Annotated in this window: 13 protein-coding genes; 9 read left to right on the top strand and 4 right to left on the bottom strand. The window is 41.9% G+C overall.

What is annotated here, in order from left to right; genetic code table 11:
• Window positions 1-10 precede the first annotated feature (10 nt).
• On the top strand, window positions 11-2293 hold the full coding sequence (parC, locus tag VRUMOI_RS02540) for a DNA topoisomerase IV subunit A (RefSeq protein ID WP_089139231.1): 2283 nt from the start codon (window positions 11-13) through the stop codon (window positions 2291-2293).
• Between the two features lie 74 nt (window positions 2294-2367).
• Here parC and VRUMOI_RS02545 read toward each other — a convergent pair whose 3' ends face one another.
• From VRUMOI_RS02545 to zapG, 4 genes are all read right to left on the bottom strand, one after another.
• Window positions 2368-3243 carry a DMT family transporter gene (locus VRUMOI_RS02545; RefSeq protein WP_089139230.1) on the bottom strand — a complete coding sequence of 292 codons (876 nt, stop codon included), beginning with the start codon at window positions 3241-3243 and terminating at the stop codon, window positions 2368-2370.
• A 44-nt stretch (window positions 3244-3287) separates the two neighbouring features.
• Complete coding sequence (gene degS, locus VRUMOI_RS02550) at window positions 3288-4352, bottom strand: outer membrane-stress sensor serine endopeptidase DegS (RefSeq protein WP_089139229.1); 1065 nt, start codon at window positions 4350-4352, stop codon at window positions 3288-3290.
• Between the two features lie 192 nt (window positions 4353-4544).
• Window positions 4545-5918, bottom strand: a complete 1374-nt coding sequence (locus VRUMOI_RS02555) for a Do family serine endopeptidase (RefSeq protein ID WP_089139228.1) — start codon at window positions 5916-5918, stop codon at window positions 4545-4547.
• Window positions 5919-6011: 93 nt separating this feature from the next.
• Window positions 6012-6455 (bottom strand): Z-ring associated protein ZapG, encoded by a 444-nt coding sequence (gene zapG, locus VRUMOI_RS02560; RefSeq protein ID WP_089139227.1) that lies wholly within the window; start codon window positions 6453-6455, stop codon window positions 6012-6014.
• A gap of 182 nt (window positions 6456-6637) precedes the next feature.
• Here zapG and zapE point away from each other — a divergent pair, with 182 nt between their 5' ends.
• The 8 genes from zapE (at window position 6638) to sspB (ending at window position 13341) form a co-directional block, all read left to right on the top strand.
• Window positions 6638-7738 carry a cell division protein ZapE gene (zapE, locus tag VRUMOI_RS02565; RefSeq protein ID WP_089139238.1) on the top strand — a complete coding sequence of 367 codons (1101 nt, stop codon included), beginning with the start codon at window positions 6638-6640 and terminating at the stop codon, window positions 7736-7738.
• Window positions 7739-8069: 331 nt separating this feature from the next.
• Complete coding sequence (gene rplM / locus VRUMOI_RS02570; protein ID WP_017024950.1) at window positions 8070-8498, top strand: 50S ribosomal protein L13; 429 nt, start codon at window positions 8070-8072, stop codon at window positions 8496-8498.
• A gap of 15 nt (window positions 8499-8513) precedes the next feature.
• Window positions 8514-8906: a 30S ribosomal protein S9 gene (gene rpsI, locus VRUMOI_RS02575; RefSeq protein ID WP_089139226.1), complete on the top strand. Its 393-nt coding sequence runs from the start codon at window positions 8514-8516 to the stop codon at window positions 8904-8906.
• A gap of 557 nt (window positions 8907-9463) precedes the next feature.
• Window positions 9464-10057 (top strand): ubiquinol-cytochrome c reductase iron-sulfur subunit, encoded by a 594-nt coding sequence (petA, locus tag VRUMOI_RS02580; RefSeq protein ID WP_089139225.1) that lies wholly within the window; start codon window positions 9464-9466, stop codon window positions 10055-10057.
• The gene (locus VRUMOI_RS02585; protein ID WP_089139224.1) at window positions 10057-11325 is read left to right on the top strand and encodes a cytochrome b; all 1269 of its coding nucleotides are present in this window, start codon (window positions 10057-10059) and stop codon (window positions 11323-11325) included. Before petA ends, VRUMOI_RS02585 begins: the two co-directional genes overlap by 1 nt.
• A complete protein-coding gene (locus VRUMOI_RS02590; RefSeq protein ID WP_089139223.1) occupies window positions 11322-12062 on the top strand; it encodes a cytochrome c1 in 741 nt (246 codons plus the stop codon). Before VRUMOI_RS02585 ends, VRUMOI_RS02590 begins: the two co-directional genes overlap by 4 nt.
• 156 nt (window positions 12063-12218) lie before the next feature.
• Window positions 12219-12854, top strand: a complete 636-nt coding sequence (sspA, locus tag VRUMOI_RS02595) for a stringent starvation protein SspA (RefSeq protein WP_089139222.1) — start codon at window positions 12219-12221, stop codon at window positions 12852-12854.
• Between the two features lies 1 nt (window position 12855).
• On the top strand, window positions 12856-13341 hold the full coding sequence (gene sspB / locus VRUMOI_RS02600; RefSeq protein ID WP_089139221.1) for a ClpXP protease specificity-enhancing factor: 486 nt from the start codon (window positions 12856-12858) through the stop codon (window positions 13339-13341).
• Window positions 13342-13477: the final 136 nt, after the last annotated feature.

The following is a 13477-nucleotide window of genomic DNA, read 5'->3' on the forward strand; positions in this document are numbered from 1 at the left end:
AGGTTAATCAATGAGTTCTGAAATAACATTTGATGGCGTTGAACAGTTAGCCCTGCGCAAATTTACAGAAGATGCGTATCTAAACTATTCAATGTACGTAATTATGGACCGTGCCTTACCGTATGTAGGGGACGGCCTCAAACCAGTACAACGTCGTATTATTTATGCGATGTCTGAGCTTGGTTTATCTGCAGCGGCAAAGTATAAAAAATCAGCTCGTACTGTTGGTGACGTGCTAGGTAAATATCATCCTCATGGTGATTCAGCTTGTTATGAAGCGATGGTACTGATGGCTCAGCCTTTCTCCTACCGCTACCCATTAGTGGATGGTCAAGGTAACTGGGGTGCGCCAGATGACCCTAAATCATTTGCTGCAATGCGTTATACCGAAGCGAAACTGTCTAAATTCGCGGAAGTGTTGCTGGGTGAATTAGGTCAAGGCACGATTGAGTGGTCGCCAAACTTCGATGGCACCATGAAAGAGCCGAAAATGCTGCCGGCACGTTTGCCTCATATTTTACTCAATGGTATCACTGGTATTGCGGTGGGGATGGCGACCGATATTCCACCACATAACGTGCGTGAAATTGCTGGTGCTGCAGTGCATTTGATTGACAATCCAAAAGCTGAATTGGGCGAAGTAATGGAGTATGTCAAAGGCCCGGATTACCCAACTGAAGCGGAAATTATCTCTGCGCCTTCTGATATCGAAAAAATCTACCGTAATGGCCGTGGCAGCATTAAGATGCGTGCCGTGTGGCATAAAGAAGGGTCGGATATCGTTATTACGGCATTACCTCATCAAGTATCGGGCGCTAAACTGCTTGAGCAAATCGCCAATCAGATGCGTGCGAAAAAGCTGCCGATGGTGGATGATTTACGAGATGAGTCCGATCATGAAAATCCAACTCGTATTGTGATTGTACCTCGTTCAAATCGCGTTGATTGTGATCAGTTAATGAATCATCTATTTGCCTCGACCGATTTAGAGAAAAACTACCGTGTTAACTTAAACATGATTGGTTTGGACAACCGCCCTGAAGTGAAAGGCCTCGTTCAAATTTTATTAGAGTGGATTGAGTTTCGTAAAACCACGGTACGTCGACGCTTACAATATCGTTTAGATAAAGTATTAGATCGCCTACACATCTTAGAAGGCTTATTAGTTGCCTACTTAAATCTTGATGAAGTGATTGAAATTATTCGTACTGAGGATGAGCCGAAAGATGTCTTAATGGCTCGCTTTGGGATTACCGAAATTCAAGCGAATGCAATTTTAGATACTCGTTTACGTAACTTAGCTAAGCTCGAAGAAATGAAACTTCGTGGCGAGCAAGATGAGTTAGAAAAAGAGCGTCAAAAACTAGAGCAACTACTCGGCTCTGATCGTCGTTTAAATACCTTGATTAAAAAAGAAATCCAAGCGGATTCAGAGAAATATGGCGATGATCGCCGTTCTCCTTTGGTCGAGCGTGCGGAAGCAAAAGCCTTAACTGAGCGTGATTTGATTCCAAGTGAACCCATTACCGTTGTGTTATCTGAAAAAGGTTGGATCCGCCACGCCAAAGGTCATGATGTCGATGCTTCATCTCTGAACTATAAATCGGGGGATGGTTATCTGGCACATGCGCATGGTAAGAGTAATCAGCCAGCGGTGTTCTTGGGGTCTGATGGACGTAGTTATTCATTAGAATCCCATTCTCTTCCTTCCGCCCGTAGCCAGGGTGAGCCCATTACTGGTCGTTTAGGGATTGCTGAAGGCAGTCAAATTCGTCAAGTGTTGATGGGTGAAGAAGATCAATTATGGTTAATTGCATCGGATGCCGGCTATGGCTTTGTATGTAAAGGCGCGGATCTCTTATCGAAAAACCGCAGTGGTAAGGCGTTAATAAATCTTCCTGAAAATTCAGAAGTGCTACCGCCAAGTCCAGTTTCCGATATTGATAAAGATGAAATCTTAGTGATCACCAACGACGGTAGAATGTTGCTATTCCCGATCAAGGACTTACCACAATTAAGCAAAGGTAAAGGCAATAAGATCATCAATATTCCATCCGCTAAAGCGAAAGCGCGTGAAGAAGTGGTCTCTCAACTTCTCGCGATCCCTTATGGGGTGACGGTGACGCTATATGCCGGTAAGCGTAAACTTGGATTGAAGCCGATTGATTTAGATAACTTCCGGGGTGAACGTGGACGTCGTGGCGGCAAGCTACCAAGAGGTTTACAGCGGGTCACTCGTGTTGAAGTGGAATCCAATGGGGCGACTGTTAACGATACTAATGAAGATGAATAATCGAGATATCTAATTCTCTTTATAAATGCCATTGCCGTTGAATGAACGGCAGTGGCTTTTTTATTTGTCTTAGACTATGTCCACATCACCAAAATAGCCGCAATGGCGACCAATACTAAACCTACCCCATCTTTGATTTTGACCTTCTGCCTTAGCCATAATACTGAAATTATCATGGTAAAAAATATTTCAACTTGTCCTAGCGTCTTAACATAAGGTACAGCCTCAAGTGACATGGCGCTAAACCATCCTATTGAACCCAAACAACTACTGGCACTGGCAAGAAAGGTTAGCTTTGGGCGCTGCCATAAAGCTTGTAGGGTCGATTTGTCGGTAATAAAAATATACGCCAATAAGATAATGGTTTGGATACTAATGACTAACCACAACACCCAAGCGGCGTTATAAGGGAAGGGGAGATTAAGTGACAGACTGGCTTCACGTATCCATAGAGAGGTTAGAGCAAACGCGCAGCCACAGCACAGACCGAGTATCACTGTTGAAATCGAGATGCTTTTAACACCAGTGGTGGTACTTAGAAGGAATACCCCCACGCCACCTAAGAATACACCCGCCCAACCGAGCATCGAAAGCTGCGTTCCGAAAAATAACATGCCCAAAATGGCAGCCGCTAACGCTTCACTTTTAGCAAGGCCAGCTCCAATCGCATAATTATTACGTTTAAATAATTGCACCATTAAAGCAGTGGCTAAGATTTGCATTAACGCTGCGGCAAAAATAAAAGAAGTAAAGCGAACATTGAATGCAGGTAAGTCGGCCGGATTCGCTTGATATAAAATCAATAAATACACCGCTGCAATCGGGCTTGCCCATAAGAAACGAGCGAGAGTTACCCCTAATGTTTTAACTTCAATTGATAATTTACTTTGAAAAGCATTGCGCCATGACTGCATGAACGCGGCCATAAAAGTGAACAATATCCATGTCATTGCCGGTATTCCATTACATGCTTTTGAGGAATTTAAATCGAAAATTAATCTTTAGGATCTTCTTCGATTGTCACTGGAATCGTGATTTTTTTGCCATTACGTAATACTTCAAAATTAACCGTAGTGCCTGGTCGAAGTTCAATAATCATTTCCATCACACTTTGGCTGTTGAGCACTTTCTTATCATCAATAGAAACAATGACATCTTTCTCTTTTAAGCCCGCTTTATCGGCTGGGCCACCTTCGGCAATGCTGAGTACAATGATACCGCTAACATGATCAATACCAAGTAGTCGGGCAGCCACCGCATTCATATCTTGACCATCAATACCGATATAACCACGGATGACTCGACCATCGGCAATAATTTTAGTCATGATTTTATAAGCGAGCGGGTATGGGATCGCAAAGGAAATACCGTAGGTTTCTAAGTCGGTGGCTTGTTGAAAGGAAGCGGTGTTGATTCCGATCAGTTCACCCCGTGTATTCACTAAAGCACCACCAGAGTTACCTTTGTTGATTGCGGCATCCGTCTGAATGAATGCTTGGCGGCCATCAGTGCTGACAGAGGAACGTCCCATCGCTGAAATAATGCCAAAGGTTGTGGTTTGCCCTAGGTTGTACGGGTTACCTATCGCTAAAACAATATCGCCTACTTTTGTTTTTCGTTCCGAGTTTTGAGGAATCACCGGAAGATTATTCATTTCGATTTTTAAGACCGCAATGTCTGTTTGTTTATCGGTGCCGACTAATTGCGCGCTCGATACTCGGCCATCTTGCAGTGCAACAACGATTTGATCGGCTTGTGCGACCACATGGTAGTTAGTAATGATGTAGCCTTTATCTGATACGATAACACCAGAGCCAAGGCCTTGGGTTTTTAGCTTCAAGCGATCGCCTTCGACATATTGACGGCTATAAATATTGGCGACAGCAGGGCCTGCGCGATGCACGGCATGACTAAAGGAAACCTGAACATCTTCCATATTTTCAGCATTAGGTTCGGATTCAATATGGAGTAAATCTTGGCGTAATGATGGAACGGTAATAAGAATGACCGCTGCTGTTGCTAGCCCGATAAGAATAGGTCGAAGCAAAAATTTAAGCATTTTATCCTCAGATACGCAGAATTAAAAAAAGAGGGAAGATTGCAAAGAATAGCATCGGATGGAAAGCAAAGAAAAGAGAAGTTTACAGGGAAACTTCTCTTTTTGTTTGAGTTTTATCTCCCTCTTACTTGGAATTGCCGTGAGGGGATAAATATGTTGGTTAACGGCTCTATCTATTGGCTTAACATTATTTTATTTAACTACAAGATAAAGCGTTTGATCTCCTCGTTGAATATTCAAAGCCAATATATTGGTTTTCTCATCGAGAACTTTTTTCATTTGGGCAAGGTTTTTCACCCGAGTTCGATTGACGCCAATGATAATATCACCTTGTTGAAGTTGATAATTTTCAGCCGGAGAACCTTTCGCTATTCCCGTTATTTTTACGCCAGCAATAGCGTCGCTGCTATCGGTATTACTGAACTTAGCACCTTCTAAACCAGGGTGAAGATCGCTAGCATTGGCTTGCATTTGCTCAGCTTCCCCTAGTATGACGCTTTTATTTAATGTTTTACCATCACGCACTAATCCTAGCTCTACTGTTTTACCTGCACCAATGGTGGCTATCTTTGCTCTAAGTTCACCAAAGGTATCGATGCTTTTACCGTTGATAGAAACTAAAACATCCCCAGCTTTGATTCCGGCTTTATCTGCCGCACTCTTTGGTAAAACTTGGCTAACAAATGCGCCTTTACTGCTGTTATATCCCATGGCTTCAGCTAGATCTGGCGTGATTTCGCCACCAAGTATACCTAAGATGCCACGTTTAACGCCGCCGAATTCGATGATTTGATCGGTTAAGCTTTTGACCATGTTTGATGGAATGGCAAAACCAATCCCGACATTGCCACCATTTGGGCCTAAAATAGCGGTGTTAATTCCCACTAACTCCCCATTAAGGTCAACCAAGGCGCCACCAGAGTTTCCGGTGTTGATTGCGGCGTCGGTTTGGATGAAGTTTTCAAAGTTTTCAATATTTAAACCACTACGACCTAAAGCGGAAATAATCCCAGAAGTCACGGTTTGCCCAAGTCCAAATGGGTTACCTATTGCAACGGCAAAATCACCGACACGCAGACGGTCTGAGTCGGCGATTTTTATTTGAGTAAGACCTGAGATTTTTTTATCCAGCTTAATGATGGCAATATCGGATAGTTTGTCACCGCCAATCAGCGTTGCTTTAACTTCTCTGCCATCAGATAGCGCGACTTGAATTTTATCGGCATCATTGATGACGTGATAATTGGTGACGATATAACCGTTTTTGGCATCGACAATAACACCAGAACCTAAACCTCTAAATGGTCTTTCTGGCAGAGCTTGAACAGGCGTGTCAGGACCAAAGAAGAAACGGAATTGTTCTGGAATGGATTGTTGAGTCGCATTTTTTTTGCCTTCAACCAAAACAGAAACCACGGCAGGTGTGACCTTCTCAAGCATCGGTGCCAAGCTTGGAATCGCTTGCCCTTCGACGGTACTCGGCAATGCGGCTGAGGCTGATATTGGGGTGAGAATAGCACTGAGGCTTAATGATATAGCAGTTAAAACAAGTAAAGGTTTTTTCATTCTAATACTCCTTCATTGAACAAAATCAACATCAAAGTGTTAGAACTAAAAACCTTTACTAAGTTCCTAAAAAAATGGATGAGTACTTGTGTGTTATGACGCTTTATTCATCGTTGGTGACTCAACATAAGTTTTTGGTTGTTCTTTTAATAAACCAGTAGAGCCGTTCGCATAGTCTTTAGGTTGAATTTCAGGGGTTTCTTCTGGTTTACGTTCTTCCGATTCCAATGGGGCTTCCGCCGTTTGGGTAACAAATGGGTTATCTTGTTTCGGAATATTTGGTAATAGGTCTGAAGAAGTCTGTGCCATATGTTGGTACAACTTAGTATAATTTTTTCCTAGCGTATCCAGCATTTCAGCAGAATTTGAGAAATGATCGGACAGGTCTTGACGATGCTGTTCTAATTCAAACTTAGCGGTTTCAAGCTCTTTTTGTAGTTGTTTGTGCTTTTTGTATTCAGGTGTCATTACACGGGCAATGATAATGCCGATAATGAGACCGATAACCAAACCTACTGCAGCATAAAGAAAAGCCATATAAGCTCCTTATCATTGATTTTTAACATGTTTGTTACGACGTGTTATACATGTTTACAATACATGGTACTATGACATCTTCGCTTGATAAAGCAAAAGCTGCCCCTAAAAACGTCTAACGTGAATGGGCCATTTTTTCTCAATATTCCACTTTATTTAATATCCATGGATGACATTGAATGATGACGCCTAAGCAAAAGTATCAGTACGACATTGAGCATTCCGGGTATCAACATGACCCTGCGCAACAATATGCAGTCGATAAACTGGATCAACTTTACCACCAATTTCTTGAGTATGTATCAACTCCACTAGAAAAACCGAGTTTATTTTCAAAATTGTTAGGTCGAAAGACTCAAGTAACGGCTCCGAAAGGTTTGTATTTTTGGGGAGGGGTTGGTAGAGGGAAAACCTATTTAATGGACTTGTTTTTTGATGCTTTGCCTTATGAAAAGAAAAGCCGAATGCATTTTCATCGTTTCATGCAGCGTGTCCATATGGAGCTTTCTAGCTTAAAGGATGTGAGTGACCCATTACAGGTAGTGGCAGATCGTTTTAAGCAAGAGTCTGATATTATTTGTTTTGATGAGTTTTTTGTATCAGATATTACCGATGCGATGATTTTAGGTACATTATTTGAAGCTTTATTTAAGCGTGGCATTATTTTGGTCGCCACTTCTAATATTCCACCCAAAGATCTTTATCGTAATGGCTTGCAGCGCGCGCGCTTCTTGCCTGCAATAAAGCTAATTGAACAACAATGTATCGAAGTCAATGTTGATAGTGGTGTTGACTATCGAATGCGAACGCTAGAGCAAGCCGAAATTTATCACTTTCCATTGGATGAAAAAGCCAAAGCGAATTTAGACCATTATTATCTTCAGCTTAGTAGAGATGAGTGTCGGGAGATAAAAACCGTTAATATTAATCATCGTGATATTCCCGTGAATGGTGTTTGCGATGGCGTGTTGTATGCCAGTTTTTCTCAGCTTTGTGAAAGTTCTCGTAGCCAGTCTGATTATATTGAAATGTCGCGTTTGTATCATACCGTTCTATTGTCAGACGTGAAGCAAATGGGGCGAGGTAGTGATGATGCTGCTCGTCGGTTTATTGCACTCGTTGATGAGTTCTACGAACGTAATGTCACGTTAATTATTTCAGCGCAAGTGGCGTTAGGTTCTTTATATACTAAAGGGCAGCTTGATTTTGAATTTCAGCGCTGTCAATCACGCTTGATTGAGATGCAAAGTCTTGATTATTTAGCGAATGAACATCTCGCTTAAAGTTGAGCGCTTTGTTTTGCATAAAGCGCTTAAATCGTTATTTTTCTTTATATATGATGATATTTATCGATAACGAATCCCTATTTTTAATTAATCACACTTTTTTGGCAAAAATAGATGATTTTTCCTTCACTCTTCTCTATAATCCTGCGACCCACCGTTACTGCAGGCTAAGTTCTATGGACGAAGCCGAGAGTACCAACGACTCGAAGGGGTGATGAATGGGACTCTTAGACAGTGGGAATAAGCTTTTAGAGCTTCTTATCCTAAGGGTAATAAGCGGTTGCTTGTTCCTTAAACTATGAATTTAAATTAAACGGGTATTATTAGCATGAAAACTTTCGTTGCTAAACCAGAAACTGTAAAACGCGACTGGTATGTTGTAGACGCTGAAGGTAAAACTCTTGGCCGTCTAGCAAGTGAAATTGCATCTCGCCTACGTGGCAAACATAAAGCTGAGTACACTCCTCACGTTGATACTGGTGATTACATCATCGTTGTAAACGCTGAGAAAGTAGCTGTTACAGGTAACAAAGCGAAGGGTAAAATTTACTACCGTCACTCTGAGTTCCCTGGTGGCCTAAAGTCAATCTCTTTTGAAAAACTGATTGATAAGAAGCCAGAAATGGTTATTGAACTAGCTGTTAAAGGTATGCTACCACGTGGTCCTCTTGGCCGTGCTATGTACCGTAAGCTAAAAGTTTACGCTGGCGCTGAGCACAACCATGTTGCTCAACAACCACAAGTACTAGACATCTAATCGAGGATTATCGAAATGGCAGAGAATCAATACTACGGCACTGGCCGTCGCAAAAGCTCAGCTGCTCGTGTTTTCATCAAACCAGGCAGCGGCAACATCGTAATCAACAAGCGTGATCTAGACACCTACTTCGGTCGTCCAACTTCACGCATGGTTGTTAAACAACCTCTTGAACTTGTTGACATGGTAGAGAAACTTGACCTATACGTCACTGTTAAAGGTGGTGGTATTTCTGGTCAAGCTGGTGCGATCCGTCACGGTATCACACGCGCTCTTATGGAATACGATGAAACTCTACGTCCTGCTCTACGTGCAGCTGGCTATGTTACGCGTGACGCTCGTTGCGTTGAACGTAAGAAAGTTGGTCTACGTAAAGCACGTCGTAAACCACAATTCTCTAAGCGTTAATTTTCTCTACAGAGTTTTCTCTGTATTGCGAATCAACGTCACCAGTTTTCTGGTGTGTGGTTACAAAAGCTCGGCTTCGGCCGGGCTTTTTTGTTTTTACTATTTGGCTGAAAATTCGTCGATTTAGTAAGGCTGATGCTCAACAGCCTCATCACTCTCCTTCAATGATATCGCCTCATAAGCTATTAATATAAATGTTACATAATGTGTCATTTTAAGTGGATTATCTTGCATTATCCTATTGGTTTCGGACCTTTTTAGATTTTCTATTCTCGCATTTTATTTTGTATTTGTTGTTTTTAGGCGCTTTTGTGAAGTCCTAAACAAATATGGGTCATAGATGTTATTAAAAGGTAGCTTTACCTTGTCTCTATGTAGCGCTTTATTTATCATTTAAAAGAATTTTTTATAAACATGTGCATGATAATTAGCATATTAATATCGATGGAAATTAAATCGATTTTCAAAAAATGAAAATGCACGCTAAGAGTACTAAAGTCGCATGAACTATGGATTGGGTTACTCTTTGTATTTAATACAGATTGGGAGAAATTTGGATGAGCAATGCGCCTATCAATAATGGCCGCCGGCGCTTTTTGACTGCCACTACCGCGGTTGTTGGTGGAATAGGAGCGGTGGCGGTAGCTGTGCCTTTTATTAAATCTTGGAATCCAAGTGAAAGGGCAAAAGCTGCTGGTGCTCCGGTGGAAGTGGATATCAGTAAATTAGAAGAGGGTCAGCTTGTTCGTGTTGAGTGGCGAGGGAAGCCAGTTTGGGTGGTGCGTCGTTCCCAGTCAACGTTAACACAGCTTGAATCTTTAGATGATAAGCTTCGCGATCCGACATCAGAGCAAGAACAACAGCCTGCTTACGCTCAGAATAAATACCGTTCAATCAAACCAGAATATTTTGTTGCGGTGGGTATTTGTACTCACCTTGGTTGTTCTCCAACGTATTTACCTGACACTTTTAGCGAGCAAGTTCAGGGTGTTAAATCGGGTTTCTTTTGTCCATGTCATGGTTCTAAATTTGATCTGGCTGGTCGAGTGTTTCAAGGGGTGCCAGCGCCATTAAACTTAGTGGTTCCAGAGCATGGATACTTAAGTGATACACGGATTATCATTGGCGAAAGTCGTGAGGAGGGAGCCTGATGCAAGCCTTACTTGATTGGGTAGAAAAACGTCTACCAGTGATGGATGCTTATAAAAAGCATTTATCCGAATATCCAATGCCTAAGAACTTCAACTTTTGGTACCTTTTTGGTTCTTTAGCAATGTTAGTCTTAGTGAATCAGATCCTGACAGGGATTTGGTTGACCATGAATTATGTTCCTTCTGGTGATGGCGCTTTTGCCTCGGTTGAATACATCATGCGTGATGTTGAATATGGTTGGCTACTCCGCTATATGCACTCAACTGGCGCATCTGCATTTTTCGTTGTGGTGTATTTGCATATGTTCCGTGGCCTTATTTACGGTTCATATCAAAAACCACGTGAGCTTTTGTGGATCTTCGGTATGTTGATCTTCTTAGTGTTAATGGCGGAAGCTTTCATGGGTTACTTGCTACCTTGGGGACAAATGTCTTACTGGGGGGCTCAGGTTATTATTTCCTTGTTTGGTGCGATTCCGGTTATTGGTGATGATTTAACACTCTGGATCCGTGGTGACTACGTTATTTCTGGCGCCACTTTGAATCGATTCTTTGCTTTACACGTGATCGCACTACCAATTGTTTTATTACTATTAGTAGTACTACACGTATTGGCATTGCATGAAGTTGGCTCAAATAACCCTGATGGCATTGATACTAAAATTCCGAAGGCACCAGATGATAATGGTGAGCACAAAACTCAGTTTGCATTCCATAAGCAATTTACCAAAAAATACAACATCATTGATTCAGTACCATTCCATCCTTATGGAACGGTAAAAGATCTCGTTGGTGTTGCTGGTTTCTTATTCTTCTTTAGTTATGTGTTGTTCTTTAATCCAGAAATGGGAGGCTATTTCCTTGAGCCGCCAAACTTTGAAGCTGCAAACCCACTGAAAACACCAGAGCATATTGCGCCAGTATGGTATTTCACGCCTTTCTACGCGATTTTACGTGCGGTACCAGATAAGCTGTTAGGTGTTGCTGCAATGGGCGCTTCAATCTTGTTCTTATTCTTATTGCCTTGGTTTGATCGTTGTAAAGTGCGTTCATATCGTTACCGCAGTAAATGGCACCTATTGAATATCATTCAGTTCGTGATCAGCTTTATTGCCCTAGGTATTTTGGGAACCTTACCAGCCACTCCGCTCTATACCTTTTTAGCGCAGGTGTTTAGTTTAGGTTATTTCATGTTCTTCATTTTGTTGTATTTCTACAGTAAGAATGAAGCAACCAAACCATTACCAGAGAGGGTAACATTCAAATGAAAAAGTGGATTATAGGACTTTTGACTATTATGTTGCCGTTATCGGTCATGGCAGCGGGTGGTAATGTACATTTAGACAAAGCGAATAATGATCTTACCGACCAAGCTTCATTGCAGCGTGGTGCTAAGACCTTTATGAGCTACTGCGCTGGATGTCATTCCACGCAATATCAGCGCTATCAACGCGTCGCGACAGACTTAGGTATTCCTGATGATTTGATGATGGAAAACTTAGTCTTTGATCCAAAGGCAAAAATTGGTGATTTGATGACCAACGCCATTCCTGCTGAAGATGCAGGTAAATGGTTTGGGTCACCACCACCTGATTTAACGTTGGTCGCTCGTGTGCGTGGCGTTGATTGGTTATATACCTACTTACGTAGCTTTTATGCAGATCCGTCACGTCCATTTGGGGTGAACAATACCACTTTCCCTAATGTTGGTATGCCACATGTACTTGAAGGCTTACAAGGTATTCCTGAGCCTGTTTATGAAACCACTACGGTAGATGGTGAAGAGCATAAAATTGTCGTTGGTACTAAAATTACCAAAATGGGTGAACTGACAACGGAAGAATATAACAATACGGTCCGAGATTTGGTCAACTTCCTTGAATATTCAGGTGACCCCGTCAAGCTTGAACGTCATGCTCTTGGCTGGTGGGTAATGGCATTCTTGGTACTCTTTACCATTGTTGTGGTCTTACTCAAGAAAGAATATTGGCGTGATGTTCATTAATGGCAAAGGCTTGTTGCGCTATACTCAATAAGCCTTGGGAATAAAAATTAGCCTGAATGTAAACATTTGTGCTAAAATTCCTTGCTAATTTTTATGTAATGGGGGCATTTAGCCTCCATTCTTTTTTATTTTTTAAGTGTGCTGGAGGGCTTCTCAATGGCTGTAGCTGCCAATAAACGTTCTGTGATGACTCTATTTTCAAGTGCTTCAGATATGTATAGCCATCAGGTTCGTATTGTTCTAGCCGAAAAAGGGGTAAGTGTTGAGGTTGAGTTAGTTGAAGAAGATAACCTACCAACAGACCTAATTGAATTGAACCCTTATAAGTCAGTTCCGACTTTAATTGATCGTGAACTTGCACTTTATAATTCTAACATCATCATGGAATACCTTGATGAGCGTTTTCCTCATCCGCCTTTGATGCCTGTCTATCCGGTTGCACGTGGTAACAGTCGTTTGATGATGTATCGTATCGAGCGTAACTGGTATTCACAAGCTGAAAAGATTGTTTCAGGAACACCTGAAGAAGCAGAAGCCGCTCGCATCAAATTACGTAATGATTTACTAACGTTAGCGCCTGTTTTCGCTGAATATGAACACTTTATGAGTGAAGAGTTCAGCCTAATTGATTGCTACTTAGCACCATTACTATGGCGTTTACCTACATTCGGTATTGAATTATCAGGTCCGGGTTCGAAAGAACTTAAGATCTATATGAGCCGCGTATTTGAGCGTGATTCATTCTTAGCCTCTCTAACAGAAGCTGAACGAGAAATGCGTTTGGTTCGCTAGTATGGATATGGACAAAATGACACCAAGACGCCCTTATTTGGTGCGCGCATTTTATGAATGGTTAGTGGATAATGAACTGACGCCTCACTTAGTGGTGGAAGCTACATTACCAGGTGTACGAGTGCCTGTTGAGTTTGTGCAAGATGGTCAAATTATTTTGAATGTTGCGCCACGAGCGGTTGGTAACTTGGAAATCAGTAATGATGCCATTATGTTCAATGCTCGCTTTAGTGGTCGCCCACATTCAGTCATTGTTCCTATGTATGCAGTACAAGCTATCTATGCGCGTGAAAATGGCGCAGGAACCATGTTTGAACCTGAAGATGCTTACACGGTTGAAATGGAAGCAGGCATCAAAGAAGAGCCTGTATCATCCCTATCAAGTGTGGATAGCCCAAGCGATGAAACGCCAGAAGCGTCAGCATCTGATGAGTCTGAAGCCCCAGCGAAACCTAAAGGTCGTCCAAGTTTAACCATCGTTAAATAGTGATAATCACGACATCTTGTTTTCAAAAGCAGCGCTTTCATGCGCTGCTTTTTTTTGCGCTAAACTTAAACTTAGTTAACTAAAATAAGCGGTCTGGCGTCACGGATATTCTTACTCGACATTCACCTTTGTCTTG

The sequence above is a fragment of the Vibrio rumoiensis genome (genome assembly GCF_002218045.2).
Taxonomy (GTDB): domain Bacteria; phylum Pseudomonadota; class Gammaproteobacteria; order Enterobacterales; family Vibrionaceae; genus Vibrio; species Vibrio rumoiensis.

Coding starts and splice junctions, on each gene's coding strand:
- parC (WP_089139231.1), top strand. CDS start 11: ATGAGTTCTGAAATAACATTTGATGGCGTTGAACAGTTAGCCCTGCGC.
- VRUMOI_RS02545 (WP_089139230.1), bottom strand. CDS start 3,243: ATGACATGGATATTGTTCACTTTTATGGCCGCGTTCATGCAGTCATGG.
- degS (WP_089139229.1), bottom strand. CDS start 4,352: ATGCTTAAATTTTTGCTTCGACCTATTCTTATCGGGCTAGCAACAGCA.
- VRUMOI_RS02555 (WP_089139228.1), bottom strand. CDS start 5,918: ATGAAAAAACCTTTACTTGTTTTAACTGCTATATCATTAAGCCTCAGT.
- zapG (WP_089139227.1), bottom strand. CDS start 6,455: ATGGCTTTTCTTTATGCTGCAGTAGGTTTGGTTATCGGTCTCATTATC.
- zapE (WP_089139238.1), top strand. CDS start 6,638: ATGACGCCTAAGCAAAAGTATCAGTACGACATTGAGCATTCCGGGTAT.
- rplM (WP_017024950.1), top strand. CDS start 8,070: ATGAAAACTTTCGTTGCTAAACCAGAAACTGTAAAACGCGACTGGTAT.
- rpsI (WP_089139226.1), top strand. CDS start 8,514: ATGGCAGAGAATCAATACTACGGCACTGGCCGTCGCAAAAGCTCAGCT.
- petA (WP_089139225.1), top strand. CDS start 9,464: ATGAGCAATGCGCCTATCAATAATGGCCGCCGGCGCTTTTTGACTGCC.
- VRUMOI_RS02585 (WP_089139224.1), top strand. CDS start 10,057: ATGCAAGCCTTACTTGATTGGGTAGAAAAACGTCTACCAGTGATGGAT.
- VRUMOI_RS02590 (WP_089139223.1), top strand. CDS start 11,322: ATGAAAAAGTGGATTATAGGACTTTTGACTATTATGTTGCCGTTATCG.
- sspA (WP_089139222.1), top strand. CDS start 12,219: ATGGCTGTAGCTGCCAATAAACGTTCTGTGATGACTCTATTTTCAAGT.
- sspB (WP_089139221.1), top strand. CDS start 12,856: ATGGATATGGACAAAATGACACCAAGACGCCCTTATTTGGTGCGCGCA.